This is a genomic window from Methylobacterium sp. P5_C11 (assembly GCF_054049775.1).
Window position 1 is genome coordinate 48386 of sequence record NZ_JBFULS010000020.1, and the last position, 25132, is coordinate 73517.

The window sequence follows — 25132 nt, forward strand, 5'->3', positions numbered from 1 at the left end:
GGGATGGATGGGGACAGGACCTTGAAGATCTTCATCGCAGGCCTCGCCACCGAGACCAACACCTTCGCCCCGTTGCCGACGGGGCGGGCCGCCTTCCTGGCCGACTTCGCGCGCCGGGACGGCAGCCGGAACCCGCCGAGCCTCAGCAATATCGGCCTCAAGGCCTGGCGCGCGCTGGCCGAGGCGGACGGGCATGCGGTGGTCGAGAGCCTCTCGACCTTCGCGCAACCCGGCGGGATCACCCTGCGGGCGGTCTACGAGGAGCTGCGCGACGCCCTGCTGGACGACCTGAAGGCCGCGATGCCGGTGGACGCGGTGCTGCTGTTCATGCACGGCGCAATGGTGGCCGAGGGCTATGACGATTGCGAGGGCGATACCCTGGAGCGGGTCCGCGCGATCGTCGGGCCGGAGGCCACGATCGGCGTCGAACTCGATCTCCACTGCCACCTCACCGAGACGATGCGGGAGAGCGCCGACGTCATCGTGATCTACAAGGAATATCCGCACACCGACATCGTCGACCGCGCCCGCGACCTCTATCCCCTTGTGGCCCGGACAGCGTCAAAGGACATCCGGCCGGTCATGGCCTATGCCGATTGCCGGATCGTCAACATGTGGCGCACCAGCCGCGAGCCGGTCGCCGGCTTCGTGCGCCGGATGGAGGCGCTGGAGGGGCGCGACCGCATCCTGTCGGTCTCCTTCGGCCACGGCTTCCCTTGGGGCGACGTGGCGGATGTCGGCGCCAAGATCCTCGTCGTCGCCGACGGCGATGCCGGCAAGGCGCAGGCGCTCGCCGACGAACTCGCCGCCGCCGTCTGGGCGATGCGGGAGGAGGCGGCGAGCCATTGCGACACGATCGACGAGGCCATCGACGCAGGCCTCGCCTCCGACGACCCGCGTCCGATGGTGCTCGCCGACTTCGCCGACAATGCCGGCGCGGGCGCGCCCTCGGACAACACCGCGATCCTGGCCCGCCTCGCCGCGCGCGGCGTGCGAGACGTGGCGCTCGGCCTGATCTGGGATCCGGGCGCCGTCGGCATCTGCCATGAGGCCGGGCTCGGAGCGTCGTTCACGCTCCGGATCGGCGGCAAGTGCGGGGTGACCTCGGGGGACCCGGTGGACCTGCGCGTCACCGTGCGGGGCCTCTCGAACGACCACAGCCAGACCGGTCTCAGCGGCGGCCGGGCGCATCTCGGCCCTGCCGCCTGGGTGGAGGCGGAGGGGATCCATGTGGTCCTGACCCACAAGCGCCAGCAGGCCTTCGCGCCGGACGCGTTCACCGGATTGGGGCTCAGCCTCGCCGACAAGCGGATCGTCGTGGTGAAGTCGATGCAGCATTTCTATGCCGCCTTCGCGCCCATCGCGAGCGAGATCCGCTACGTCGCGGCCCCCGGGGCCGTCCCGCCCGACTATGGCGCCATTCCCTACACCAAGCGGTCCGGCCCCTATTGGCCGCGGGTCGCCGATCCCTTCGCCGAGGAGACCGCCCGATGAGACCGGACCTCACCTTCGACCCGCGCGAGATCCTCGCGACCCTGCGCCCCTGGGTCGAATGCGAGAGCCCGACCCACGACGCCGCGGCGGTCAACCGGATGATGCGCGTGGCCGCCCGGGACCTCGCCGTCGCGGGGGCCACCGTCGAGACCATTCCCGGGCGGATGGGCCTGAGCGACTGCGTGCGCGCCCGCTTCCCGCATCGGACCCGCGATGCGCCCGGGATCCTGGTCCTCGGCCACCTCGACACCGTCCATCCGGTCGGCACCCTCGGGACCCTGCCCTGGCGGATCGAGGGCGACCGCGCCTATGGGCCCGGCATCCTCGACATGAAGGGCGGCAACGTCATCGCCCTGGCGGCGATCCGCGCCCTGGCGGCGGCCGGGATCGAGACGCCGTTGCCGGTCACCGTGCTGTTCACCGGCGACGAGGAGGTGGGCAGCCCCTCGACCCGCGACCTGATCGAGGCCGAGGCCGCCCGGCAAGCCTTCGTCCTGGTCCCCGAGCCCGGCCAGCCCGGGAACGGCGTCGTCACCGGCCGCTACGCCATCGCGCGCTTCGACCTGGAAGCCCTGGGCCGGCCGAGCCATGCCGGATCCTCGCCCCACGAGGGGCGCTCAGCGATCCGCGCCATGGCGCGCAAGATCCTGGCGATCGACGCGCTGTCGGATTCCGACTGCACCTTCTCCACCGGCATCGTCTCCGGCGGCCAGTGGGTGAACTGCGTCCCGACCCTCTGCCGCGGGCAGGCGCTCAGCATGGCCAAGCGCCAGGCCGACCTCGACCGCGGCGTCGCGCGGATGCTGGCCCTGTCGGGGGAGGAGGACGGCGTCCGCTTCACGGTGAGCCGGGGCGTGACCCGGCCGGTCTGGGAGCCGGATGCCGGCTGCATGGCCCTCTACGAACAGGCGCGGACCCTGAGCGAGGCCCTCGGCCAGCCACTGCCCCACCACAGTGCCGGCGGCGGCTCGGACGGCAACTTCACCGGCGCCAACGGCATCCCGACCCTCGACGGCCTCGGCCCGCTCGGCCACGGCTACCACACTCTGGAGGAGCACCTGCTAATCGACACCCTGCCGCAGCGGGCGAGGCTGTTCGCGGCGCTGCTCGCCAATCTCGGTGCGGCGGCACGGACCTGAATCCGGCGCCCTGAAGGTCGGGCGCGGCCGGCGCCGGCGCGCCACGACCGCCACGGCGCTCCGCAGGCCCCCCGCCGAACAGGGCCGTCCGGGCGCGCAGCAGCCCCGACGGCACGACCACGGTTCGGCAAGGGCCGGCGTCAGGCCGGATCGACCGGCATGTGCGGCACGCCGCCCGCCTCGATCGCCGCCCCGGCCGCCAGGCACAGGTCCTCCCGGTATCGTGCCGCGACCAGCTGCACGCCGACGGGGGTGCGTCCGACGAGGCCGGTCGTCACGGTCAGCGCCGGGACGCCGATCGGCGCCAGACCGACCTGCAGCAGGTTGGCCTCGAAGGCCCGGGCGATGCCGGCATCGCCGGTGAGGTCGAGGCCGTCCGGGAACGGCAGCTCGGCCGAGACCGGCACCAGCAGCACCGGGTGCTCGGCGAGGAACAGCGACCAGTCCCGCGCCAGGGTCGCGCGCCGGGCCAGGGCTCGGACGAGGGCGTCGGGCGCCATCGCCTCGGCCCGCGTCCGGAAACTCTCCAGGAGGCCGATCGCCGCCGGGTCCCCCTCCCGTTCCGCCGCTGCCCGGACCGCCGCGTAGCCGTCGCCGAGCCACAGCTGAAGCTGGAGTTCGCTCGCCTCCCGGATCGGCGGGGTGTCGGCGATCTCCGTCACGGCCCACCCCGCTTCGGTGAGGCGGGCCGCCGCCTCGCGCAGGGCGGCCTCGACCTCCGGGACGGTGGCCAGACCCCCGGGGCGTACGCAGAGGGCCGCCCGGCGCGGGACGGGCGGACCCTCCAGGGGCGCCGGCACCCACCACGGGTCGCGCGGATCCGGAGCCGCCATCACCTCCAGGCCGAGGCGCACATCCGCGATGCTCCGCGCGAGCGGCCCCGACACGGCCATGAGCTGCGGCCCGATCCCCCGCTCGGGGGAGGACGGATTCCAGGCCGGGATCCGGCCGAGGCTTGGTCGCAGCCCGTGCACGCCGCAGGCATAGGCCGGGTAGCGCACCGAACCGGCGATGTCGGTGCCGTGGGCGATAGCGCCGATCCCGGCCGCGACCGCGGCGCCCGCGCCTCCCGATGAGCCGCCGGGGGTCAGCGCCGCATCGCGCGGGTTCCTGGTGTCGCCGTGGAGCTGGTTAGAGGTGAACCAGCGCAGGGAGAAGGCGGGCGTGTTCGTCCGCCCGAGCAGGATCGCGCCGGCGCGGCGGAGGTTGGCGACCACGGGATTGTCGTCCGTCGCCACGAGGTCGCGCTGGAGGCGCAACCCGTTCGTCGTCGCGAAGCCCCGCTGATCGGCATTCACCTTCACGGTCACCGGCACCCCCGCGAGCGGACCCAGGACGTCGCCCCGCGCCCGGGCGGCATCCACCGCGTCGGCCTGCGCCAGGACGTCCTCGGGGCGGTGCTCGACCACGGCGTTGATCCGTCCGTTGACCGCGTCGAGCCGGCCGAGGGCGTCCTGGGCGACCGCCCGGGCCGAGACCTGGCCGGTGCGGATCAGGGCTGCGAGGTCGGTCGCCGTGAGACGCCAGAGCTGCATGAGGGTACCTTTCGAGCGCCCGGACGGGCGGGATCCAGCCTGCGATTCGCACCGCCCGGGGGGCTCCCGGCCGGCCCACGCAGCATATTCAAAATGCAAGTCGAGGGCCGCATTTTTGAGCATCCGCGGATCGCCAGCCCTGGCAAGCCTTTCCCGCGTTGCAGCAGAGCGGACTAAGCATTCCGACGTATACGGCTCTTGCCACGCCTTGGACGACTGCTAACGTCGCTCCTGTTCGCGCGTTCGACCAGCCAATCCAACGAGAAGGGACGATCTCCTCAGACGAAGGCAGGCAACCTCCAGCAAAGGCAGGCTTCCATGGCACAGGTGATTCGCGTCAAGCCGACACACGACGGCACCTACACCGTGTATCGCGGGACCCTCGCGTTGATTTGCGGCCTCACCCGCCTCCAGGCCGAGCGATACGAAGCGAGTCTCAGCCGACAGCAGCGCGCCGACCTCGCGGTCGCCGGCATGTGATCCTCGGCCCGGTCATCGGGCCGGCGCGACCGATGACCGGGGTCGCGCCGGCCCGCAGCCTCAGGCCGGGTTCGTTTCGTCGAGGTCCAGGGTGCCGAGATCGCCCATGGCTCCCGCCGCGTCGAGGCCCCGTCGCCGGCCGCGGATCGTGAAGCCCTGTTCCGCCCGGCCGATGTCGAAGAGCAGGTAGGAGGCGCGGCGCGACGCGATCGCCCCGTGGCCGTCCGGGCGTGCCGAGGCTGAGGGGGCTCCGATAACCGGAACCGCCCGTCCGTCCGGTCCCGGGATCCGGGCCGCGCTCGTGACGTGATTGTGACCGTGCAGGATCAGCTCCGCCCCGGCCCGCCCGATCATGGCGGTGAACGCGGCGGCATCCTTCAACTCGCGTCCCGGCGAGGCGCCTCCGGGTTGCGGCGGATGGTGGATCATCACCACACGGCAGGGCCGGCTCGGGTCGGAGGCGAGGGCGCGCAGCAGAGCTTCGGCCGCGGCCAGCTGCGGCGCGCCGAGGCGGCCGGTCGCCACGAAGGGCTTGGTCGGGATCGCGCTGGACAGGCCGACCAGCGCCAGGGAGCCCCGGCGGCGCAGGTAGGGAAACCGGCCCCACGAGCCGGAATCATCGCCCGTGTAGCGGCCGCAGGCGGCCAGCAGGCCTTCCAGCGAGCCGCGGACATAGGCGTCGTGGTTGCCCGGCACGAAGCTCACCGCATCGGGCGCGCCCAGCGCTTCCAGGAAGGTGCGGGCCGTCTCCCATTCGCTCGGCAGGCCGATGTTGCACAGGTCGCCCGTGCACGCGACGTGCCCGGCGCCCTGGGCCTTCAGGTCGGTGACCAGCGCCTCGAGGACGGCCATGTCGTGGCTGCGCGACCGTCCGCGCCGCCAGTTCGCGTATCCGGTGGCGCGCTTGCCGATGAGCTGGTGGAGGCGCACCCGGCCGAGGGGGCCGACATGCGGATCGCTGAGATGGGCGAGGCAGAAGGTCAACGCCGGAGGTCACCCTCGACACGGGGACGGGAGGCGCCCCGCATCGCGGGCGCGGCGCGTCCCGTCAAGCGCTTCCGATCAGCATCCCGACGACCAGCACCAATGCGCCGCCGAGCATCACCTGCAGGGCCGCGCGCCAGAACGGCGTCGCCATGAACCGCGTGCGGATCGCCGCGATGAGGGTGAGTTCGATCACCACGACCAGGATCGCGAGGCTCGTGGCGAGGACGAACGGGTTCGGCCATCCGGCCGGGAGGGTATCGGGGATCAGGTAAGGCAACGTGTGGCCGAGGCCGCCCAGCGCGGTCATCGCCCCGCAGACCAGGCCGCGCAGCCACGGATCGCCGCGGCCCGTGACGCTGCCGTCGTCCGACAGGGCCTCGGTGAACCCCATGCTGATGCCCGCCCCCACCGAGGCCGCGAGCCCCACCAGGAAGGTCGCGCCGTTATGTCCCGTGGCGAAGGCCGCTGCGAAGATCGGTGCGAGGGTGGAGACCGACCCGTCGATCAGCCCGGCGAGGCCGGGCTGCACGTAGCGCAGGACGAAGGTGCGGCGGGCGTCCGCGGCCAGGTCCGCAGCGCTCTCCATGACGGCTGCCATCGGGAAACTCCTTGTTTGGATTTGTTCCAATCTACAGACTGGAATAGATCTAAACAAGGCCGTCTGCCGTGTTTTCGCCGCGCCGCGGGAGCATTCGCGGCCTCCGGACACCCGCCCTCACCGGCGGACCTATCTGTCTGGTTGTGGACGGGGCCGATTGTTTCGTCTGAGGCGCGGGGGCTAGACCATGCGCGGTCGAATTCGATCCCGAACTGATCGGGCGATGGCGGTCGAGCCGCCTCAGGCGTGACATGAGTCTCGGCAAGCGCATCCTCCGCCATCCTGCAGTGCAGCGGCTCCTCGGCCGTATCGCGGCGGCCTATCTGCGGCTCGTGCAGGTGACCAACCGCTTCGAGGTTCACGCGGCCGGTGCGGACCGGAACGGCGTCGACCCGTGGATGGATGCGCAACTCCCGCTCATCGCCGGCATGTGGCACGGCCAGCACATCATGATGCCGTTCATGCGCCGGCCGGGCGATCGGGTCGCCACGATCATCTCGAAGAATCCCGACGGCAACATCAACACCCTCGCGCTGGAGCGGCTCGGCGTCCGCGTGATCCGGGCCTCCGGCGCCCGCGGCCGGAGCCGGGCCACCGATACCCGGGCCAAGGGCGGCGCCGAGGGCTTCCGGGCGATGCTGCGCGCCCTGAAGGCCGGCGAGTCGGTGGCCTTCAGCGCCGACGTGCCCAAGGTCTCGCGCCGGTGCGATCCCGGAATCCTCACCCTCGCGCGGTTCTCCGGCCGGCCGATCGTCCCGGCGGCCGTGGTGACGAGCCGGCACCTGCGCTTCAAATCCTGGGACCGCGCCTGTCTCGGCCTGCCCTTCGGCCGCGGGGCCGTCGTACTCGGAGATCCTGTCTACGTGGCGCGCGACTGCGAGGGCGAGGCATTCGAGACGCTCCGGCGCCACGTCGAGGCCGAGATGAACCGGGTGCATGCCCGCGCCTATGCGCTGGTCGGCCGTGCCGACCGGGCCGCACTCTATCGCGACCCCGCTGAGATGACCGCCTCCGCGCCGGTGGGAGACTTCGCGTGAGGCCCCCCTCGGTCACGCTGCCCCTGCAGGCCTACCGGGCCGGTCTGCGCATCGGCGAGCCGGCCCTGACCGGGCTGCTGGCGTGGCGCGCGCAGCGCGGGAAGGAGGATCCGCGCCGGCTCTCGGAACGGCGGGGTCTCCCAGGTCGGGCCAGGCCGGTCGGGCCGCTCGCCTGGATGCATGGTGCGAGCGTCGGCGAGGCGCTGTCGTTGATCGGGCTCGTCGAAGGCATGATCGCCCGCGGCTTCTCGGTGCTCGTGACCACGGGCACTCGCGCGGCCGCCGAACTCATCGGCGTTCGACTGCCGCCGGGCGCGGTGCACCAGTACATGCCGCTGGACGCGCCGCGCTGGGTCGGACGGTTCCTCGACCATTGGCAGCCGGACCTGGCGGTCATCGCCGAATCGGAGATCTGGCCGAACACGATCCTGGCTCTGGACGAGCGCGAGATTCCCCTCATCCTGGTCAACGGCCGCATGTCGGAGCGCTCGTTCCGGGGGTGGGAGCGCTGCCCGCGCACCGCGAAGGCGCTCCTGGCGCGGATCGCGATCTGCCTTACGCAGACGCAGGAGGACGGCGAGCGGTTCGCAAAGCTCGGCGCGCCGCGGGTGAGCATCTCGGGAAATCTGAAGTTCGACGCGCCCGTGCCGCCGGCGGACGCGCAGCAGGTCGCCTATCTGGGGGCCATGATGGCCGGCCGGCCGGTCTGGGTCGCGGCGAGCACGCATCCCGGCGAGGAGGCCATGGTCGCCTACGCGCACGCGATGCTGAAGGTGCGGTTCCCGAAGCTCCTCACCATCATTGCCCCGCGGCATCCGGCGCGGGCGGCTGAGGCGGTCGCGTGCGCCAACGCCGTCGGTCTGCGCAGCGCCCAGCGGTCGACCGGCGGCCGCCCCCATCCCTCCGTAGAGGTCTACGTCGCCGACACGATCGGCGAGCTGGGCCTGTTCTACCGCCTGAGCCCATTGGTCTTCCTCGGCGGCTCCCTCGTGCCGCGGGGAGGCCAGAACCCCATCGAGCCGCTGCGCCTCGACTCCGCGGTCCTGCACGGACCCCACACCGAGAATTTCGACGTGGTCTACCAAGCCCTCGACCGCGTCGGAGGCGCCTTGCCAGTGCGTGACGGCGTCGAACTGGCGGCGGTCGCCGGCGAACTCCTCGCCGACCGGGGGCGCCTCGCCGAGATCGCCCGGGCCGGACAGCAGGCCCTGGAGCCCTTCGAGGGTGCCGTGGCGCGCACGCTCGCGGTGCTCGACCCGTTCGTGGCGCAGATGAAGCTCCAGCGTCTCGACCGGGGCAGCCCCGTGCGACCCCTCGCGCGGGCCTGATGCGGCCTCCGGGTTTCTGGTCAGCGGCGCCGAATCACCCGGCCGCGCGCGGTCTCGCGCCCCTCGGTGCCGTCTACGGGGCGCTGGTGGCCCGGCGCATGGATCGTCCCGGCGCGCGGGCGGGGTGCCCGGTCCTCTGCCTGGGGAACTTCACCCTCGGAGGGGCCGGGAAGACGCCGTCCGCCTTGGCGGTGGCGGGCCTCCTCGCCGAGCTTGGCCGCGCGCCAGCCTTCCTGACCCGCGGCTACGGGGGCCGGCACGCGGGTCCGGTCCGGGTCGATCCCGACCGCCATGGGGCCGCCGAGGTCGGCGACGAGCCGCTGCTCCTCGCCCGCCGGGCGCCCACGGTCGTATCCCGCGACCGCCCGGCGGGGGCGGCCCTCTGCCGGAGCCTCGGCGCCGATGTCATCGTGATGGATGACGGTCTCCAGAACCCGAGCTTGGCGAAGGATCTCAGCCTCGCGGTCGTCGACGGCGCCACCGGTATCGGAAACGGGCTGCCCTTCCCGGCGGGACCGCTGCGGGCGCCGCTCGCGCGGCAATGGCCGCATGTCGGCGGGCTGATCGTGGTCGGTGACGGCGCGGCGGGCGACGCGGTCGCCCGGATGGCACGGCAGCGCGGCCTCCCGGTCCACCGGGCGCGCCTCGTTCCGGCGACGGACGATCTGGCGGGCCGGCGTTGCCTCGCCTTCGCGGGAATCGGCCGGCCGGAAAAATTCTTCGCGACCCTGATCGAGTCAGGTGCGGTAATCGCCGGAACGCGGCCGTTCCCGGATCATCATCCCTACCGGGCCGCGGAGCTGGTGGACCTCCTCGAGGCGGCGGGGCGCCTCGGGGCCGACCTCGTCACCACCGAGAAGGATGCGGCGCGTCTGCCCGCTGCCCTCTCGGCCCAGGTGCGTGTGCTGCGCGTGCGCCTCGTGGTCGAGGATCCGGTGTTTCTGCGTCGGCAGGTCGAGGGCGCGCTCGCCGGCGCGCCGTGACGGTCAGGGCCGACCGGTTTCCTTGAGCCGCTTCAGGATCGCCTCGGGGGATGCATAGGCCTCCTGCCGGGCGGCGCTCCAGTAGCGCAGCGCATCGAGCGCGATCGGCTCACCGGTCACGGCGCACCGCACGAAGCCGCCCGGCTTGACCACCCGCATGGTGCCGTCACCGTATTCGACGACCGCCTCGCCGTTGTTCGCGCGCTCGTAACGACCCAGCACATCCGCCTCCCGTTCGATCCCCCCTTGTACACGATCCGCGCCGGTCGCGCTGCCCCGCGCGGATCAGCCCAGCATCGAAGCGGTACTGTCCTGCGCCAGCATGGCTCGTGCGGCGGCGGCGTCGACATGCATGCGGGTGACCAGGGCGTCGGCGCTGTCGAACCGTTCCTCGCCCCGGATGTAGCCGACGAACTCGACCGCGATCTCCTGTCCGTAGAGGTCGCCGGAGAAGTCGAACAGGTAGGCTTCCAGGAGCGGTGCGCCGTCGTCGAAGGTCGGTCGGCGGCCGTAGCTCGCCACGCCGTCGCAGACCCTGCCGGAGGCCAGACGGACCCGCACCGCGTAGATCCCGTGTGCCAGTCCACAATCGGGCAGCCTGACGTTGGCGGTCGGAAAGCCGAGCTGCCGCCCGCGCTTGTCGCCGTGCCGGACCGGCCCGAGGACGAACCAGCGGTAGCCGAGCAGCGCGTTGGCGCGGGCGATGTCCCCGGCGGCCAGCGCCGCGCGGATCGCGCTCGACGAGACCGGCTCGGGCTCGTCCCCGAGGGCGACCGGGTCGACGATCCGGCAGCTCATCCCGGCCTCGCGGCAGAGTTCGGCCAGGATCGCTGGTGTGCCCTCGCGGCCACGGCCGAAATGAAAATCGTGTCCGACGACCACCCCGGACAGGCCGAGCGACCCTTTCAGGAAGTCGAGCACGAAGGCCCGTGCCCCCGTGGCGGCCAGGGCACCGTCGAAGCGGCGGACGATCAGCCCGTCGAGCCCGAGATGGGCGAACAGGATCTCCTTGGCGGTCAGCCCGGTCAGGCGGAACATCGGGGCGTCGGGCATGAAGTAGGCCCGCGGATGCGGTTCGAAGGTCAGGATCGCGGCCGGCCTTCCGGCCGCGCGGGCCGCGGCGCGCACGCTCTCCACGAGCACCCGGTGGCCGAGATGGACGCCGTCGAAGTTGCCGATCGCCGCCACGGCTCCGGCCAGGGCCGGCGGGATCGGTTCGTCGGCACGGCAGATGGTGAAGGGCCGCGCGGCCGTGTCGTCGCCAGGGGCCATCGGTTCGGGGTCGATTGCTCGGAAGGGTCTGGTGGGGTCGCCTGACATGTCCGCGAGGGGACCGACGCGGCCGGACCCTGCCGAAAGGTGCCCGGAGGGTCAAGCGAGCCTTCGCGGGTCGTCCGGGCGCCGCCGCGCCGGGAGAGCGAGGCCATGCGTCTGCTGCGCCGATTAACGGCTTCGCAATGCGCATGGCCTATTTGAAATGCTGTGCGGCGCAGCTAAATTGCAGCGTTAGCGAAGCGTTAATCTATCCGGGAGCCGCCGCGGCTTCCCGCCGGGCAATACGGAGCAGTTATTCGATGGCTCTCGACTTGAGCATGCCGATCCTCGTTGTCGACGATTACCAGACGATGGTCCGCATTATTCGTAATCTACTGAAGCAGCTCGGCTTCGAGGAGGTCGATGACGCTTCGGACGGCACCGAGGCACTCGCGCGCCTGAAGGGACGCAAGTACGGCCTCGTCATCTCCGACTGGAACATGGAGCCGATGACCGGCTACGAGCTGCTCCGGCACGTGCGGGCCGACGAAAATCTTCGGACGACGCCGTTCATCATGGTCACGGCCGAGTCGAAGACCGAGAACGTGATCGCGGCCAAGAAGGCCGGCGTGAACAATTATATCGTGAAGCCCTTCAACGCGGCGACGCTGAAGTCCAAGATCGAGGCGGTCTGCGGGAGCTGAGCGGTTCCCCTGCCGGTGCCCTCGCGCCGCCCGGGCGCAGGGCGACAGGACACGGCATGGCTGGCCGAGACGGCCATGGTTCCGAAAACGGCGAAAGATCCGAGGAGGACAGCATGTCGTTAGCCGCCGCACGGCAGCCCGATCTGCGGCTTCGGGAACCGCAGACCGTGATCGCCGAGCTGATCGAGATCGCGGACTACATCGCCCATCTCCGGGAGGAGATCGGAGCGCTGCGGGCGAACGAGATGAGCCGCGACCGTATCCCCATGGCGCACGAGGAACTCGGCAGCGTCGTTGAGGCGACTGCGGGCGCCACCAACACGATCATGGAAGCCGCGGAGGCGATGCTCGGCCTGCCGGACGGGCCGGGCTATCGCGACGCCGTCGAGGAGCGGATCAACACCATCTTCGAGGCCTGCGCGTTCCAGGACATCACCGGGCAGCGGATCGCCAAGGTGGTGGAATCCCTCAGGCTGTTCGAGCAGCGCCTGGCCCGGTTCGTCGGCGCGGTGAAGGCCCGCGACGCCGCCGCGATGGATCCCGCCGAGCGCGCCCGACGGACCCGGGCCGAGGATCTCCTGCTCAACGGCCCTCAGGCTCAGGATGCCATGCCGTCCCAGGACGACATCGACGCCCTGTTCGCCTGAAACCGGCCGTGCCGACGGCGCTTCTTCCGTCGACTCGGTGCCGGCCAGCCGGTTAGATCGCTGCCCGATTCCGCCGCCATCCGGCGGTGCCGGCAGGAGGCCACGACAGGCATGACGGCGCGGTTCTGGTCCGACCTCACCACCGAAGACTTGGCCCGGCGCGACATGCGGCGGGCGATCGCCGTGCTGCCGGTGGCCGCGACCGAACAGCACGGCCCGCATCTGCCGCTCGCCACCGACACCATCATCGCCGAGGGCTATCTCGCCCGGGTGCACGCGGGTGCGCCCGCGGATCTCGACGTGCTGCTGCTGCCTGTCCAGCCGGTCGGCAAGTCCGACGAGCACGATGCCTTCCCGGGCACGCTCACGCTGGAGACCGGGACGGCGCTCGCCGCCTGGACGGGGATCGGCGCCGCCGTCCATCGGGCCGGCTGCCGCAAGATCGTGATCGTCACGAGCCACGGCGGCAACAGCGCGCTCATCGACCTCGTGGCGGGCGAGCTGCGCGCCCGGTTCGCCATGGTGGCGGTGACGACGTCGTGGGCGCGGCTCGGCTACCCCGGGGGGTTGTTCCCGGCGGAGGAGATCGCCCACGGAATCCATGCCGGCGGCATCGAGACGGCGCTGATGCTGGCCCTGCGCCCAGATCTCGTCCGGACCGACCGGATCGCCGATTTCCCGCCGCGTACGCTGGCCATGGTCCGCGACTTCACCCACCTGCGCGCCGGCCGCCCCGCCGCCTTCGCCTGGAAGGCCGGCGACCTTCAGCCCTCCGGCGCCATGGGCGACGCGCGGCTCGGCACGGCCGAGGCCGGCCACGCGGCGCTGGACCACGGCGCCGAGGCGTTCCTCGCCCTCCTGCGCGACGTCGACGCCTTCGAACTCGCGGCGCCCGTGTAACTGCCGCCGCGCGGCCGCCGAAAGAGCCGGTATGCCGGGAGCGAAAAGCCGGCATGCGGGAGTCCCGGCCATGCGCCCTACCCTCTTGATCGCCACCCTGCTGTGTGCCGTCCTCCGCCCGGCCGGAGCCGCTGAGCGCCCCGTCGTCGTCGAGCTGTTCACCTCGCAGAGCTGCTCCTCCTGCCCGCCCGCGGAGGCGCTGCTCGGCCGCCTCGCGCACGAGCCGGCCGGCGAACGCGGGGATGTCCTGCCCCTCGCGTTCCACGTCACCTACTGGAATCACCTGAACTGGCGCGACCCCTACGCCCTGCCGGCCGCCACCGCCCGCCAGGAGGCCTATGCGGCGCGCCTCGGCGGCTCGAGCTACACGCCTCAGGCCGTGATCGACGGACGGACCGGGCTGGTCGGCTCCGACGAGGCCGGCCTGCGCGCCGCGATCGCCCGCGCCCGGGCGGACGGCTCCGGCGTCCCCGTGACGCTGACCCGCGACGGCGACCGCGTCGTCGCGCAGGTCGGTCCCGGGCGCGGCACCGCGACGGCGACCGCCCGCGTGCTGCTCGTCGGTTTCGATCCGAGCCACACGACCCGGGTGCTGCGCGGCGAGAACGCCGGGCGCACGATCGACCAGGCCAACGTCGTCCGCTCCGTGCAGGACCTCGGCCGCTGGTCCGGTGGGGCCGCGGCCTTCGCGTCGGGCCGCCCGGACGGCGCGACGGCGGCCCTGCTGGTGCAGGCCGAGGACGGGCGGATCCTCGGGGCCGCACGCCTCGCAGCGGCCCCGGCCGGGACGGCACGGGAGGCCGTGCGATGATCCTCGCGATTCCGGGCGGGATCCCCGCCCGCGGCTGGGTGCTGGCGTCGGGGTCGGAGCGCGGTCTAGATACGGCGCGGGCCGGGGGACGGAACGACGGCGGAGCCCGGATGGCGCTCGAACAGGAACTGGCAGCCCTGATGGCGGCGGCACAGGGCGGCGACGCGGCCGCCTATCGGGCGCTGCTGAAGGCCTGCCTGCCCGTGGTCTCTGCGATCGCGCGGGCGCAGGGCGTACGCGGCGAAGCGGTGGACGACGTCGTGCAGGACGCGCTGATGACGGTCCACCGGGCTCGGGCGAGCTATGATCCCGACCGGCCGTTCCTGCCCTGGCTGCGGGCCATCACCCAGCGGCGGGCGATCGACCGCCTGCGCCGGGCCGGGCGGCGGCCCCGGGAGGTCAACGATCCCCTCGCCTACGAGGCCGAGGTCGATCCCGGCCCGGCCCCCGGTCAGAGCTTGGAGGCGCGGGACCGCGCCGCAGCCCTGTCGCGGGCGCTGGCGGCCCTTCCCGACGGTCAGCGGCAGGCGGTGGAGCATCTCGGCCTGCGCGAGCTGTCGCTCGACGAGACCGCGGCCCTGACCGGCCGGAGCAAGGGCGCCCTGAAGGTGAACCTGCACCGGGCGTTGAAGGCGTTGCGGGCAAGCCTGACCCAGGAGAGGGAGTGATGCCCGGAGAGGGGAGCAATTGGGCAGGCCGCGGCCTCTCCCGTCACGAGCGGCTCGTCGAGGAACTCGCGGGCGGCCTCGAGCCGGTGCGGCCGCTCCGAGCCCCGGAGGCGCGTGCGGCCCTGTGGCTCGGCGCCACGCTGCTGCTCGGGCTGGTCCTGGCGGCCTGGATCGGCACGGGCGGATTCATGCTGCGCATGCATGTCCCGGATCTCGCCCTCGCGGCGATCGGCGCCGCGCTGACGGCGGTCGCCGCCGCGTTCGCGGCCTTCGCCACCAGCGTCCCGGGCCGTTCCGGCCGTTGGGCGCTCCTGCCGCTTCCGCCGCTGGCCCTGTGGATCGGCGCGAGCGGTCTGGGCTGCCTGCGCGAATGGATCGCGCCGGGTGCCGACATCCCCGGAGCGCACACGGTCACGGGCTGCTTCAGTTTCCTGATCTGCGTCTCGGTGCCGCTCTCGGTGCTGATCGTGGTGATGCTGCGGCGCGCCTGCCCGCTGCGGCCGAACCTTACGGCCGCCCTCGGCGGCCTCGCGGTGGCCGCTGCGGCCGCGGCCCTGCTGGTCCCGGTCCACCCGCACGACGCCACGGCCACGGACCTTCTGTTCCACGCGGCGGCGGTCGCCCTCGTCATCGCCGTCAACGGGCTGGCCGGCGGCCGGCTGCTCGACCGCGACGCCGGCGCCCACTGAGGCGCTCAGGCGCCGTCGGGATCGCTGCCGGGCCAGTCGACGATCCGGTCCGGCAACTCATCCTCCGAGAACTCCTCCTCGTTGCCGGCGAGCCGGCCGCGCACCGAGATACCGGCCTCGTGGACGCTCGACGCCCGGCCCGACAGCAGCGGGTGCCAGGGATAGAGCGGCTCCCCATCCCGCACGAGGCGGTACGCACAGGTTGGCGGCAGCCACGCGATCGTCCGCACTGCCTCCGGCGTCAGGCGGACGCAATCGGGCACGCGCGTCTGCCGGCGCGCATAATCGCGGCACCGGCAGGTCAGACCGTCAAGGAGGGTGCAGCCGATGTCGGTGTGATGGACCTCGCCGGTGTCCTCGTCCTCGAGCTTGATCAGGCAGCACCGGCCGCAGCCGTCGCACAGGCTCTCCCATTCGGACGGGGTCATGGCCTCGAGCGTCTTGGCCTGCCAGAACGGCTCGACAGCCCCGCGGCGCGGCGCCTCGGGCTTGGACATCGGTGAGGTCTCTCGAACGGGGAGGCGCTTCTCTGCCCGAGGCGGTGGACCGGAGCAAGCGCCGCAATCGACGTCCGGATGCGACCGGATCGCGCCCTCGCGCGTTACACCCAAGCTCGTCCATGGCGATTCGTGAAACGGCGTGGAGCCTCGCCGGCCGTTCCGGATCCTGCTATGGACGGGGACGCCGCGCGGTGGCGCGGGCGCAGGCTCCGCGCCCGCGGCGCTCGACCATTCGCCGCCACGTTTCGCCGCAGAGGCGCTCGACAAGCCGGGTCCGACATCGTGCGCCTGCCGACGTTCACCGAGATCAAGATCCGCCTCGAACGCGCCGCGCTGGCGTTCGACGCCTGGGTCAATGCCAGCTTGTACGACGGCGGCCAGTCCACCGGCGTAGTCTACGAGCGCTTCCAGCGGGTCATGAGCCGCTTCGCGGTGCGCGGCTGGAAGCGCGTCGCCCTCGACCTGACCAGCGAGGGGGTCACCATCGGGACCGGCGGCGCGGTGCTGATGCTCGCCCTGGCGCAGCCGGCCTTCCAGCTGACCAGCGAGAACTGGTTGAAGCAGCAGGACCTCGCCGTCACCTTCCTCGACCGCTACGGCACTGAGGTCGGGCGCCGCGGCATCAAGCACGACGACTCGCTGAAGCTCGACGAGTTTCCCGACATCATGATCAAGGCGCTGGTCTCCACCGAGGACCGGCGCTTCTACGAGCATTGGGGTATCGACCCGATCGGGACCCTGCGGGCGCTGGTCAACAATTCGAAGGGCGGCGGCGGCACCCAGGGCGGCTCGTCGATCACCCAGCAGCTCGCCAAGAACCTCTTTCTGACGAATGAGCGGTCGCTCGAAAGAAAGGTCAACGAGGCGTTCCTGGCGCTCTGGCTCGAGAGCCATCTGACCAAGAACGAGATCCTGAAGCTCTACCTCGACCGCGCCTATATGGGCGGCGGCACCTTCGGCGCGGTGGCGGCGGCGGATTATTACTTCGGCAAGCCCCTCAAGGACATCAGCCTCGCCGAGGCCGCCATGCTGGCCGGCCTGTTCAAGGCGCCGACCAAGTACGCCCCGCACGTCAACCTGCCGGCGGCCCGCGCCCGGGCGGCGGACGTGCTGCACAACATGGTGGAGGCGGGCTTCGTCACCGAGGGCCAGATCCAGACCGCCCTGCGCAACCCGGCGACGCCGGTGACCCGCACGCGCGACATCACCGCCGACTACTACCTCGACTGGGCCTTCGGCGAGATCAAGGGGATGGCCGACGCGGGCAAGCTTCGCAACGACCGCGTTCTGACGGTGAAGACGCCGCTGGACCTCGCCATCCAGAAGCGCGCCGACGAGGTGGTCGCCGATATCCTGCGCAAGTCCGGCGACGCCATGGATGTCGACGAGGCCGCCATGGTGATCCTCGACCCCGACGGGGCGCTCCGCGCCATGGTCGGCGGCGCCGATTACGGCGAGAGCCAGTTCAACCGCGCCACCGACGCCCTGCGCCAGCCCGGCTCGTCGTTCAAACCCTACGTCTACTCGGCCGCCCTCAATTCGGGCCTGTTCAAGCCCGATACGCCGGTCGTCGACAGCCCGGTCTGCATCGGCAACTGGTGCCCGCAGAATTACGGCCGCTCCTACGCCGGCCGGGTACCGATGTGGCTCGCGGTGGCGAAGTCGATCAACACGATCCCGATCAAGATCTCCATCGCCCTCGGCAAGGCCATGGGCATCAGTCACGAAGCCAAGGCCGCGAAGGCGGGCCGCGCGAAGATCACCGAACTCGCCCACAAGATGGGCATCACCTCGAACCTGATCGACACGGTCTCGATGCCGATCGGCTCGGACGAGGTTACGGTGATCGATCAGGCGGCGGGCTACGCGGTGTTCGCCAACGGCGGCTTCCGCGCCAAGCCCTACGCGGCCATGGAGGTGAAGAACTCGTCCGGCGAGGTGATCTATCGCCACGCCGACGAGGCGCCCGAGCGGGTGCTCGCCCCCCAGGTCGTGGCCGACATGAATTTCATGCTGAACAAGGTCGTCGAGGAGGGTACCGGCAAGCGGGCGCAGCTCGAGGGCGTGAAGGTCGCGGGCAAGTCCGGCACCACGAACGCCTACCGGGACGCGTGGTTCGTCGGCTACACGGGCAATTACGTCGGCGCGGTCTGGTACGGCAACGACGACCATACCTCGACCAACAAGCTCACCGGCGGCTCGCTCCCGGCCCAGACCTGGCACGACGTGATGGAGCCGGCCCACCAGGGCATCGAGATCAAGGGATTGCCCGGCCTGAAGGACAGCCCGCGGGCAGCCCAGCAGCAGGCCTCCGGAGGGACGACAGCCCCGATCGACCCCAATGCCAGCGCCTACGGCAAGCTGTCCCGCCGATCCTTTGAGGTGATCAGCGGTCTGAACGGCCTGTTCCGCACGGTCGAGCGTGCGCCCGGATCGGCTGCGGATCCGCGATCCGGCGCCGGGGACGCGCCGAAGACCGGCCGAAAGCCCGGCGACCGCGCTGCGGCTGCACCCTCCGGGCAGCCGCGCGCCTTGGCCGAGGGCGGCCGCCCGGTCGGCGGCTTCGTCGAGGTGCGGTGAGCACATGAAGCTCACGATTCCCGGCACCTTCGGCGGCGCCTCCGCGTCCGCCGGTGCCCCGCGCAGCGGCGTGGTCCGGTTCGTCCGTCGCCTCTGGCGCAAGAGTTCGGTCGCCGGACTTGCCGTGTACGCCCTGGCGCTCGGCGCCGTCCTCGGACTTGCCAGTGCCGACTGGGCGACGAGCGGTGGCTATCCCTTCGGCGGCGTGCAGGTCGGCGCCTGGACCGCCTGGCCGCGGGCCGGTGCCGGGAACGCCGATCCCTATACCCGCGCGGTCAATGCCCGCCGCGGCGAGATCCCCCTGGCGGTCGGCGAGGGCCTGCTGCTGACCGCAGCGGTCGACGATACCGGTCAGGCCCTCGACGCGACCTGCACGTACCGGATCGGCGGCGGGACGCCCCCCGCCCGGGCCTGGACCCTCACGGTCGCAGGCCGCGGCCCGCGCGAGGCCGACCGTGCCCCCTTGCGCGAAGGCTTCACCTCGACGGAGGTGCTGCGCGCCGCCGACGGGCGGTTCGCGATCGTGCTCGCGCCGGATGTGCAGCCCGGGAACTGGCTGCCGAGCCCGCGGGCGAGCGGGCCGGTGCGCTTGGCTCTGCGCCTCTACGACACACCGGTGGCCGCCAGCGTCGGGTCCCTCGACCGGAATTCCGTGCCGGCCGTCACACGCCTCGGATGCGCCCCGTGAACCTGCGCTTCGTCTACGCCACGCTGACCGGCCTCGTGCTTGCCGGGATCGTCCACATCGCGGCGGTCCTGGCGATCCCCGGCCTGTCGGACTCCGATGCCGTCACGCGCGCCCGCACCAGCGAGAACCTGGACCATCCGCAAACGATCTACACGGTCGCGACCGGCGACGATCCCTCCCCGCCCGAGGCGTGGCTTCCGATCCCGGATCCGGCGGTGGCGGTGGGTGTCTGCGCCTACAATCTTGCCGACGGACCCATGCGCGTCTCGGCCCGCACCGGCCCCCTCTCCCTCTCGCTCGCCGCGCATGCCCGCCGCGGAGCGTTCTACGCGGTGACCGATCAAGCGGCGGTGCGCGGTGCCCTCGACCTCGTGATCCTCACCCGCGCCCAGTACGACGAGGCGCTGGCCGACGACGACGAGAACGATCCGAGCCGCGACGTCCGCATCGTCGCGCCCGACGCGCGGGGAGTCGTGGTGGTGCGGGTGATTGCGGGCCTGCCGAGCCAGCGGCCCGCCGCCAACGCCGCGGTTCAGGCCGTCTCCTGTACCACCGACACGCCGGCGGACGATGCGACCACCGGTAAGGATGCGCCGGGCAAGGGCGCAGGGCGATAGCGAGGCCTTCTTCGGAGGTCGTTACAGGGATCGATCTTTTCGATGGACTCCATCGGGATGCGGTCTTTCGCAAGGTCCTGTTGAAAGACGTGGACCGGAGCCGCGAAATCCGGATCGCTATGAATAGACCCCTTCAAGATCTTCGGCCGCAATCGTTGTCGCTTTCAAGTCCCTGACGGATCGCCGTCATGGCTGTGCCGTTCCGATGAGGCCCGGGAAGGGTTGAACCTCCAGCAACTCGTCAAGGGTCGACCGCGTGAACACCCTTCCCTCCGTGTCCCCGACGACGGGGGCAAGCGCATCATTGATGCGTGCCCAGCCGGTTCCCCCCCAGCACACCGATCAGAGGGACGCCGTTCAGCCGCATGGCTTCCGCTCGGAGGCGCGCGAAACGAAGCGCCTTGTCGCGCGCGGTTCCGCCGTTGTTCGTCCCCTTACATTCCAGCATGGCCTTCAGGCTGTCGTCCCTCTGGTCAAAGATCACGAAGTCTGGCGCCGGCGTGACCCGCACTTCGAAGCGTGCAGCGATCTCCGCTTGATTGTGGCTGCCTGTTCGAATGAACGGAATCCGGTTTGCCGTAAACAGGTCCTGGACGGAATCCTCGATCAAGTCGCCGCGCAGGGTCGATGTCGCGTCCAAGACTTGGCGAAAGGCTCCGCCGTAGTGTCTCTGATGTAAAAATACCTTCAGCGGAACCCCGTTTGACGCGAAATTCCTGACGGTGTTCCATCCGTCTTCCGTGTCGGGCTTCTGCTGCTTGCTCCGCAAGCCCGGCGGCGCGTCCCCGAAGAGTTCGCGATTCATCGCCATGGCTATCGTCTTCGCAACGATCTCGGCTTGGTGCCGCGTGCGCGCCGACTTTGCCCGCGGCTCAAGATCGCTGCGCTCCATCTTATCGATCTGCGATGACGAGAGGGGCTTGGAATCCGCCGCTTCAGCCGCGATCAGGGAAGCGTGGGCCAATTCATCCTTCGTGAGGCCGAGAAGTGTTCTGAACACGAGAAGAGTGCGTGGGCACTCGGATATTGCACGTGCCAGATCCTTTTCCGTGGTTTTGGCGAACCCGTCCGTCAGGCGATCGGCCGCGTCATAGGCCTCGAAGAAATGGGGCGGGTCATAAAATTCCGAATCGTGGATGTAGGCGAAGTCAGGTGACAGGTGCGGCATATACAGCTTTCGCGCGACGGCCGCGTAGATCGCGTTGTGCTCCCCCGTCCCGTGGTGCTGAGGAATAAGCCTGAGCTGGGCAATGCGCTGCGCCCAGGACTTGGCCTCCAAGATCTTTTGAACCGTGTCGTCGATCGGCATGCGTCAACCTATGGAAGAGGCAACGAGGCGGCCCGGCGTGTCATTTGCAAGGTCCTCGGCAATTCGGCGCCGCGCCTCCTGCACGAATGCGTCATGGATCTCGAAGCCGAAAGCTTGGCGGTCATGGCGCCGCGCGACCACGATGGTCGTTCCGCTCCCGGCGAAGGGATCGACGACGATTCCCCCTGGCGGAGACGCAGCTTTGATAAAGAACTCGGCCAATCCTTCGGGCATCGCCGCCGTGTGAGCGACACCGCGATGCTGGTTATACGTCTGGGGGACGCTGACGACGTTGCCCGGGTCTGCGCCGCCGAGCAGATAGGTCTTGGTCCGATCGCGCCCGAAGCCAGCCTCGGTGCTGCGGCGGCCGAGCGTATCCAGTTTCCTGCGGGCAATCTCGGCTTGGTCGGCCTTGTACGGAACCCGGACGCTGGCCAAGTCGAAGAAGGGCCGAACATCTCTGGCAAAATGATAGACGTACTCAAAACTGTCTTTGGTGCGGGGACCGAATCGTCCAGGCACGGCATTCGGCTTGGCCCAGATATAAGTCTCAATCCAGCGCCAGCCGATATTCTGCAGCGCCAGGACGAGCTGATAGACATACGGGTGACGCTGGCCCTTCAGGGGACCTTCCTTCGCGACCCGATTCTTGATGTTGATGATCAGGCTTCCGGTCGGCTTGGTGGCATCAAACATCGCGCGGGCGAACGGTAGGAACCATTCCACATAGCGATCGGGATGAATGCGGCTGTAGCCCCGCGCGTCGGCGTAGGGCGGGGACGTGAAGAACAGGTCGATACTGCCGTTCGGCAGCTCCGACAGAAAGCCTTGCCCGTCGCCATGCAGAACGCCCTGTCGCAGGCCATCCTGCAAGACCGTGCCGGGCCGCCGGGGCTGATGCGCGCCCTCGATAGGGACGAGGGCCGGGCCTCGCGATTTGCGCATCTCAAATCCGCTCCGGTTGAAATTCGACACGGCGTACAAGGTTCTGGTGCATCGATCACAGCTTTTGCACCGATCGGGTGCTGGAGCGAGACGGGTCTTCCCGTGCGGCACGCCGTGGGGGTCGTCGCGGCGCAGGCGCAACGTCAAGCGCCGTTCATTCGGTCCGGTGAGACCTTTATCGATGATCGAAGAGAGTCCGGGAGCGAAGCGCGGTGGTCAGGCGACGAACGCCGGAAAGCGATCCGGATTGCCCCGCCCGTATCGCGTGCGGCGTCTGACGGCGCCCGGTGACCACCGCGACCTCAGACCCGACTCTTGCGCGGCCRCTCAGTCCTTGACCACCAGAGGCGCTGCCTGGGCAACCGGCACCGGGGGCGGCAGCGGGATCGGTCCGAGCCCGCACCGGGCCGCCGCATCCGGCGGGAGGAGCGGGTCGAGCAAGTTGCGGCGGGCTGCCAGCATCATGACCGACCGTTCGGCCGAGACCGACTCCGGCGCCGGCGCCGCGGCGAACAGATGCTCCAGGGCGAACCGGTAGCGCGCGAGCCGCAGACCGGCCTCGAACCGCACCCACGCGATCAGGCAGCGGTTCTCGGCGACGCGCTGCGCGGCCAGCCGCACGTCGGCATCGTCGAGGGTCCTGGCGAAGGGGAGGCTGCGCAGCCGCGCGGCATCCGCGTCGATGACGCGGGCCGCCAGCGCCACGAAGATCGGGATCAGCCTTGCATCGGCGGTGGCATCGTCGCCGAGCTGCCGATAGCGGGAGACGGGCGAGCGGGACGGTTCGGCCGTCAGAGTTTCGTAATAGGCGCCCACGTCCTCGAAGCGCCAGGTCGCCGGCAGCGCGTGGGCGCTGGCGAGGCCGAGAACCACGTCCTGAAAGGCCGTGAAGGTGCTGGCGGGCTGGACGAATCGCCAGGCGCGGTCGCGCAGGGCCTGCTCGTCGTCGGTGAGACCGGAATCAAGCAGCAGCCGGCCGCGATCGTGGCTGCTGAAGCTGCCCGTGGTGTCGATGAGACCGTTCCAGACCCCCGTGCGCGGCCGGCCGAAATCGCCGCTCTGGGTGCAGGCGGCCAGGAGCGCCAAAGCCGCGCCGAGGGGGGCGAGCCGCGCCGCCAGGCGCGCGGGCCGGGAGCGCCGGGCATCCGAAATGGACATGGGGGAACCGTCGATGGCGTTGCGCGACCGGCCGGACATGCGCTGTGATGCCTCAGGAGGCGAGACGCTCGTAGCGCACGCCCAGGAACAGCAGGATCTCGCCGCGCCGCTCGTCGGAACGCGGGATGCGGCACGTGCGCCGCGCCTCGGTTCCCGGGAACGGGATCAGAACGGCCGACGCGTCCGCGGCGATCTGGCGCGTCGAATCGGCGGCCTGCTGCGGCGGCGGGCTGTCGTCGGTCTCCCGCGGTTTGAAAAGGGTCATGGTCTCCGGCTCCTGTCGGCGGTCCGAGCATCCGGCCCGGGCCTCGGGAGGGCGTCGGCAAGGGCTACGGAGACTATCCAGCACGACGTGGTTAACGGAATCTTTCCCGTCGTCGCCAGCGAAAGCGGGTCTTGAGGCGTGTTGGCGCGGCAATTGCGTCGGTCTTCGCGCCCATGGCGGGCGTTTCCTCCCTTCGACTTGAGGCCCCGTCCGATCCCGGACGGGGCCTTTTTATTCAGGGCTCGCCGCCACCGCGCGGTGGGCGGTGCGACCCGCGCGCCACACCGCGGCGGAGCGTGGCCGTGACGGTCCGGCGCGGAACCCGGCGGGACCTCCGACGCTTGCCTACCGCCCGGCCGGACCGATATGCCGGACGCGAATGAAGGCGGAGCCGCCGCATCGGTTCTCCGCCCGATCGAGATTGAGGACACCGCTGAATGCGACTGGTTCCGGAACGATCCCTGCGCGCCTCCCGCCACCGCGGGCTGGCCATCGCGGCGCTGGCGCTGGTGGCGCTCACCGCCGGCCCTGCCTATGCCCAACGCGAGGACCAGGGCCTGCAGCTCGGCTGCGCGAACGACTATTTCCGCCTCTGCGCCGGCGTCGATCCGAACAGCCAGGACGCGGATCGCTGCATGATGCGCAACCGCAAGCGCCTGTCGCCGGAATGCCGCTCGGCGATCGGCGACTACGACAAGCGCACGGGCAGCAAGTCTCTGTCCGACGATTGAGCCGGCATCCGGTCGCGATGTCCGCCGTTGGCGAGGGGCGTTTGCAATGAGCCTGACCGTCGCGGTTCAGATGGACCCGATCCAGAATATCCGGATCGCGGGTGACACCACCTTCGCCCTGCTGCTGGAGGCCCAGCGGCGGGGGCATACGCTCGTGCACTACACGCCCGACCGGCTCTCGATGCAGGGTCGGCGCGTGACCGCCCGGGTCGAGCGCCTGACCGTGCAGGACGTCGAGGGCGCGCACTACACCCTGGCGCCGCCGGAGCGCATCGACCTCGCGGAGGCCGACGTGGTGCTGATGCGCCAGGATCCGCCCTTCGACATGGCCTACATCACGGCCACCCACATGCTGGAGCGGATCCATCCGGAGACGCTCGTGGTCAACGACCCCTTCGAGGTGCGCAACGCACCCGAGAAGCTCTTCGTCCTCGACTTCCCGGAGCTGATGCCGCCGACCCTGATCAGCCGCGACAGGGCGGAGATCGAGGCCTTCCGGCTGGAGCACGGCACGGTGGCGATGAAACCGCTCCACGGTCATGGCGGCGCGGCCGTGTTCAAGGTGACCGAGACGGATCCGAACTTCGGCTCGATGTTCGACCTGTTCGCCACGACCTTCCGGGAGGCCTGGGTGGTGCAGCGCTACCTCGACCGGGTGACGGAGGGGGACAAGCGCATCATCCTGATCGACGGTGTCGCCATGGGGGCGGTCAACCGCGTCCCGGCCGCCAACGACATCCGCTCCAACATGGTCCGCGGCGGCGCGGCCTCGGCGTCCGAACTGACCGAGCGTGAGCGCGAGATCTGCGCCACGATCGGTCCGGAACTCGCGCGCCGCGGCCTGATCCTGGTGGGAATCGACGTGATCGACGGGCATCTGACCGAGATCAACGTCACGTCTCCCACCGGCATCCGGGCGATCAAGCGGCTCGGCGGCCCGGACCTGTCGGTCGCCGTCTGGGATGCGATCGAGGCGCGGATCGCGGCGCGCAAGGGCGTGTAACGGCACCGGCTTCCGTCTCGATCCCATCGGCTCCCACCCGCGACGCGCCTGACGCCGCCCGGACCGCTCCGCGGCGCGGGCC

Annotated in this window: 26 protein-coding genes and 1 pseudogene; 17 read left to right on the plus strand and 10 right to left on the minus strand. The window is 70.8% G+C overall.

From position 1 onward, the window contains the following. Positions 1-21 precede the first annotated feature (21 nt). Together ACXJKQ_RS13035 and ACXJKQ_RS13040 are read left to right on the plus strand one after the other, a co-directional pair. Entirely contained in the window at positions 22-1494 is a 1473-nt protein-coding gene (locus ACXJKQ_RS13035) for a M81 family metallopeptidase (protein ID WP_457106161.1), read from the plus strand. Continuing rightward, complete coding sequence (locus tag ACXJKQ_RS13040) at positions 1491-2633, plus strand: M20/M25/M40 family metallo-hydrolase (protein WP_457106162.1); 1143 nt, start codon at positions 1491-1493, stop codon at positions 2631-2633. Before ACXJKQ_RS13035 ends, ACXJKQ_RS13040 begins: the two co-directional genes overlap by 4 nt. Positions 2634-2773: 140 nt before the next feature. Here the strand turns inward: ACXJKQ_RS13040 and ACXJKQ_RS13045 are convergent, their stop codons facing one another. Continuing rightward, positions 2774-4168, minus strand: a complete 1395-nt coding sequence (locus ACXJKQ_RS13045) for an amidase family protein (RefSeq protein WP_457106163.1) — start codon at positions 4166-4168, stop codon at positions 2774-2776. A 318-nt stretch (positions 4169-4486) separates the two neighbouring features. Here ACXJKQ_RS13045 and ACXJKQ_RS13050 point away from each other — a divergent pair, with 318 nt between their 5' ends. Next, positions 4487-4648, plus strand: a complete 162-nt coding sequence (locus tag ACXJKQ_RS13050; RefSeq protein WP_457106164.1) for a hypothetical protein — start codon at positions 4487-4489, stop codon at positions 4646-4648. Between the two features lie 60 nt (positions 4649-4708). On the opposite strand, the gene ACXJKQ_RS13055 is transcribed toward ACXJKQ_RS13050, so the two are convergent. Both ACXJKQ_RS13055 and ACXJKQ_RS13060 read right to left on the minus strand, forming a co-directional pair. Next, entirely contained in the window at positions 4709-5632 is a 924-nt protein-coding gene (locus ACXJKQ_RS13055; RefSeq protein WP_457106165.1) for a metallophosphoesterase family protein, read from the minus strand. A gap of 64 nt (positions 5633-5696) precedes the next feature. Continuing rightward, positions 5697-6188 (minus strand): annotated as a pseudogene (locus ACXJKQ_RS13060) (VIT1/CCC1 transporter family protein); the annotation flags it as partial. A 296-nt stretch (positions 6189-6484) separates the two neighbouring features. Here ACXJKQ_RS13060 and ACXJKQ_RS13065 point away from each other — a divergent pair. Genes ACXJKQ_RS13065 through lpxK form a run of 3 tightly spaced genes read left to right on the plus strand, consistent with a single transcriptional unit; the run spans position 6485 to position 9581 of the window. Then, entirely contained in the window at positions 6485-7270 is a 786-nt protein-coding gene (locus tag ACXJKQ_RS13065) for a lysophospholipid acyltransferase family protein (protein WP_457106166.1), read from the plus strand. After that, positions 7267-8598: a 3-deoxy-D-manno-octulosonic acid transferase gene (locus ACXJKQ_RS13070; RefSeq protein WP_457106167.1), complete on the plus strand. Its 1332-nt coding sequence runs from the start codon at positions 7267-7269 to the stop codon at positions 8596-8598. The genes ACXJKQ_RS13065 and ACXJKQ_RS13070 overlap by 4 nt, the downstream gene beginning before the upstream one ends. After that, positions 8598-9581: a tetraacyldisaccharide 4'-kinase gene (gene lpxK, locus ACXJKQ_RS13075; RefSeq protein WP_457106168.1), complete on the plus strand. Its 984-nt coding sequence runs from the start codon at positions 8598-8600 to the stop codon at positions 9579-9581. The genes ACXJKQ_RS13070 and lpxK overlap by 1 nt, the downstream gene beginning before the upstream one ends. A gap of 3 nt (positions 9582-9584) precedes the next feature. Here the strand turns inward: lpxK and ACXJKQ_RS13080 are convergent, their stop codons facing one another. Both ACXJKQ_RS13080 and ACXJKQ_RS13085 read right to left on the minus strand, forming a co-directional pair. Continuing rightward, positions 9585-9803: a DUF2093 domain-containing protein gene (locus ACXJKQ_RS13080; protein ID WP_457106169.1), complete on the minus strand. Its 219-nt coding sequence runs from the start codon at positions 9801-9803 to the stop codon at positions 9585-9587. A gap of 63 nt (positions 9804-9866) precedes the next feature. Further along, positions 9867-10853, minus strand: coding sequence for a bifunctional riboflavin kinase/FAD synthetase (locus ACXJKQ_RS13085; RefSeq protein ID WP_457106170.1), 987 nt, complete (start codon positions 10851-10853; stop codon positions 9867-9869). Between the two features lie 302 nt (positions 10854-11155). On the opposite strand from ACXJKQ_RS13085, the gene ACXJKQ_RS13090 reads away from it, so the two are divergent. From ACXJKQ_RS13090 to ACXJKQ_RS13115, 6 genes are all read left to right on the plus strand, one after another. Continuing rightward, entirely contained in the window at positions 11156-11539 is a 384-nt protein-coding gene (locus tag ACXJKQ_RS13090; protein ID WP_012317888.1) for a response regulator, read from the plus strand. A 113-nt stretch (positions 11540-11652) separates the two neighbouring features. Next, positions 11653-12186, plus strand: coding sequence for a protein phosphatase CheZ (locus tag ACXJKQ_RS13095; RefSeq protein WP_457106171.1), 534 nt, complete (start codon positions 11653-11655; stop codon positions 12184-12186). A gap of 111 nt (positions 12187-12297) precedes the next feature. Beyond that, positions 12298-13086: a creatininase family protein gene (locus tag ACXJKQ_RS13100; protein WP_457106172.1), complete on the plus strand. Its 789-nt coding sequence runs from the start codon at positions 12298-12300 to the stop codon at positions 13084-13086. Between the two features lie 70 nt (positions 13087-13156). Continuing rightward, on the plus strand, positions 13157-13897 hold the full coding sequence (locus ACXJKQ_RS13105; RefSeq protein ID WP_457106173.1) for a DUF1223 domain-containing protein: 741 nt from the start codon (positions 13157-13159) through the stop codon (positions 13895-13897). A 110-nt stretch (positions 13898-14007) separates the two neighbouring features. Beyond that, positions 14008-14565, plus strand: coding sequence for a sigma-70 family RNA polymerase sigma factor (locus ACXJKQ_RS13110; RefSeq protein WP_457106197.1), 558 nt, complete (start codon positions 14008-14010; stop codon positions 14563-14565). Next, entirely contained in the window at positions 14565-15254 is a 690-nt protein-coding gene (locus tag ACXJKQ_RS13115) for an NrsF family protein (RefSeq protein WP_457106174.1), read from the plus strand. The genes ACXJKQ_RS13110 and ACXJKQ_RS13115 overlap by 1 nt, the downstream gene beginning before the upstream one ends. A 5-nt stretch (positions 15255-15259) precedes the next feature. Here ACXJKQ_RS13115 and ACXJKQ_RS13120 read toward each other — a convergent pair whose 3' ends face one another. Beyond that, entirely contained in the window at positions 15260-15751 is a 492-nt protein-coding gene (locus ACXJKQ_RS13120; protein WP_457106175.1) for a YcgN family cysteine cluster protein, read from the minus strand. A 285-nt stretch (positions 15752-16036) separates the two neighbouring features. Here ACXJKQ_RS13120 and ACXJKQ_RS13125 point away from each other — a divergent pair, with 285 nt between their 5' ends. From ACXJKQ_RS13125 to ACXJKQ_RS13135, 3 genes are read left to right on the plus strand one after another with little or no spacing between them, the layout of a single operon-like run. Continuing rightward, positions 16037-18334: a transglycosylase domain-containing protein gene (locus ACXJKQ_RS13125; RefSeq protein WP_457106176.1), complete on the plus strand. Its 2298-nt coding sequence runs from the start codon at positions 16037-16039 to the stop codon at positions 18332-18334. 4 nt (positions 18335-18338) lie between these two features. Further along, positions 18339-19022, plus strand: coding sequence for a DUF1214 domain-containing protein (locus ACXJKQ_RS13130; protein ID WP_457106177.1), 684 nt, complete (start codon positions 18339-18341; stop codon positions 19020-19022). After that, on the plus strand, positions 19010-19639 hold the full coding sequence (locus ACXJKQ_RS13135) for a DUF1254 domain-containing protein (RefSeq protein ID WP_457106178.1): 630 nt from the start codon (positions 19010-19012) through the stop codon (positions 19637-19639). Before ACXJKQ_RS13130 ends, ACXJKQ_RS13135 begins: the two co-directional genes overlap by 13 nt. A 301-nt stretch (positions 19640-19940) precedes the next feature. Here ACXJKQ_RS13135 and ACXJKQ_RS13140 read toward each other — a convergent pair whose 3' ends face one another. From ACXJKQ_RS13140 to ACXJKQ_RS13155, 4 genes are all read right to left on the minus strand, one after another. Continuing rightward, entirely contained in the window at positions 19941-20948 is a 1008-nt protein-coding gene (locus tag ACXJKQ_RS13140) for a hypothetical protein (RefSeq protein WP_457106179.1), read from the minus strand. Positions 20949-20951: 3 nt separating this feature from the next. After that, positions 20952-21923, minus strand: a complete 972-nt coding sequence (locus tag ACXJKQ_RS13145) for a DNA-methyltransferase (RefSeq protein ID WP_457106180.1) — start codon at positions 21921-21923, stop codon at positions 20952-20954. A gap of 297 nt (positions 21924-22220) precedes the next feature. Beyond that, on the minus strand, positions 22221-23051 hold the full coding sequence (locus ACXJKQ_RS13150; protein ID WP_457106181.1) for a hypothetical protein: 831 nt from the start codon (positions 23049-23051) through the stop codon (positions 22221-22223). Positions 23052-23103: 52 nt separating this feature from the next. Next, on the minus strand, positions 23104-23316 hold the full coding sequence (locus tag ACXJKQ_RS13155) for a hypothetical protein (protein ID WP_457106182.1): 213 nt from the start codon (positions 23314-23316) through the stop codon (positions 23104-23106). Between the two features lie 437 nt (positions 23317-23753). On the opposite strand from ACXJKQ_RS13155, the gene ACXJKQ_RS13160 reads away from it, so the two are divergent. Next, the gene (locus tag ACXJKQ_RS13160) at positions 23754-24047 is read left to right on the plus strand and encodes a hypothetical protein (protein ID WP_457106183.1); all 294 of its coding nucleotides are present in this window, start codon (positions 23754-23756) and stop codon (positions 24045-24047) included. Between the two features lie 46 nt (positions 24048-24093). Further along, the gene (gene gshB / locus ACXJKQ_RS13165; RefSeq protein WP_457106184.1) at positions 24094-25050 is read left to right on the plus strand and encodes a glutathione synthase; all 957 of its coding nucleotides are present in this window, start codon (positions 24094-24096) and stop codon (positions 25048-25050) included. Positions 25051-25132: the final 82 nt, after the last annotated feature.

Bases quoted from the DNA above. Each gene is read 5' to 3' on its own strand.
- ACXJKQ_RS13040 (WP_457106162.1), top strand. From the start codon at position 1,491: ATGAGACCGGACCTCACCTTCGACCCGCGCGAGATCCTCGCGACCCTG.
- ACXJKQ_RS13045 (WP_457106163.1), bottom strand. From the start codon at position 4,168: ATGCAGCTCTGGCGTCTCACGGCGACCGACCTCGCAGCCCTGATCCGC.
- ACXJKQ_RS13050 (WP_457106164.1), top strand. From the start codon at position 4,487: ATGGCACAGGTGATTCGCGTCAAGCCGACACACGACGGCACCTACACC.
- ACXJKQ_RS13065 (WP_457106166.1), top strand. From the start codon at position 6,485: ATGAGTCTCGGCAAGCGCATCCTCCGCCATCCTGCAGTGCAGCGGCTC.
- lpxK (WP_457106168.1), top strand. From the start codon at position 8,598: ATGCGGCCTCCGGGTTTCTGGTCAGCGGCGCCGAATCACCCGGCCGCG.
- ACXJKQ_RS13085 (WP_457106170.1), bottom strand. From the start codon at position 10,853: ATGGCCCCTGGCGACGACACGGCCGCGCGGCCCTTCACCATCTGCCGT.
- ACXJKQ_RS13090 (WP_012317888.1), top strand. From the start codon at position 11,156: ATGGCTCTCGACTTGAGCATGCCGATCCTCGTTGTCGACGATTACCAG.
- ACXJKQ_RS13095 (WP_457106171.1), top strand. From the start codon at position 11,653: ATGTCGTTAGCCGCCGCACGGCAGCCCGATCTGCGGCTTCGGGAACCG.
- ACXJKQ_RS13100 (WP_457106172.1), top strand. From the start codon at position 12,298: ATGACGGCGCGGTTCTGGTCCGACCTCACCACCGAAGACTTGGCCCGG.
- ACXJKQ_RS13105 (WP_457106173.1), top strand. From the start codon at position 13,157: ATGCGCCCTACCCTCTTGATCGCCACCCTGCTGTGTGCCGTCCTCCGC.
- ACXJKQ_RS13110 (WP_457106197.1), top strand. From the start codon at position 14,008: ATGGCGCTCGAACAGGAACTGGCAGCCCTGATGGCGGCGGCACAGGGC.
- ACXJKQ_RS13115 (WP_457106174.1), top strand. From the start codon at position 14,565: ATGCCCGGAGAGGGGAGCAATTGGGCAGGCCGCGGCCTCTCCCGTCAC.
- ACXJKQ_RS13120 (WP_457106175.1), bottom strand. From the start codon at position 15,751: ATGTCCAAGCCCGAGGCGCCGCGCCGCGGGGCTGTCGAGCCGTTCTGG.
- ACXJKQ_RS13130 (WP_457106177.1), top strand. From the start codon at position 18,339: ATGAAGCTCACGATTCCCGGCACCTTCGGCGGCGCCTCCGCGTCCGCC.
- ACXJKQ_RS13135 (WP_457106178.1), top strand. From the start codon at position 19,010: ATGCGCCCCGTGAACCTGCGCTTCGTCTACGCCACGCTGACCGGCCTC.
- ACXJKQ_RS13140 (WP_457106179.1), bottom strand. From the start codon at position 20,948: ATGCCGATCGACGACACGGTTCAAAAGATCTTGGAGGCCAAGTCCTGG.
- ACXJKQ_RS13150 (WP_457106181.1), bottom strand. From the start codon at position 23,051: ATGTCCATTTCGGATGCCCGGCGCTCCCGGCCCGCGCGCCTGGCGGCG.
- ACXJKQ_RS13155 (WP_457106182.1), bottom strand. From the start codon at position 23,316: ATGACCCTTTTCAAACCGCGGGAGACCGACGACAGCCCGCCGCCGCAG.
- ACXJKQ_RS13160 (WP_457106183.1), top strand. From the start codon at position 23,754: ATGCGACTGGTTCCGGAACGATCCCTGCGCGCCTCCCGCCACCGCGGG.
- gshB (WP_457106184.1), top strand. From the start codon at position 24,094: ATGAGCCTGACCGTCGCGGTTCAGATGGACCCGATCCAGAATATCCGG.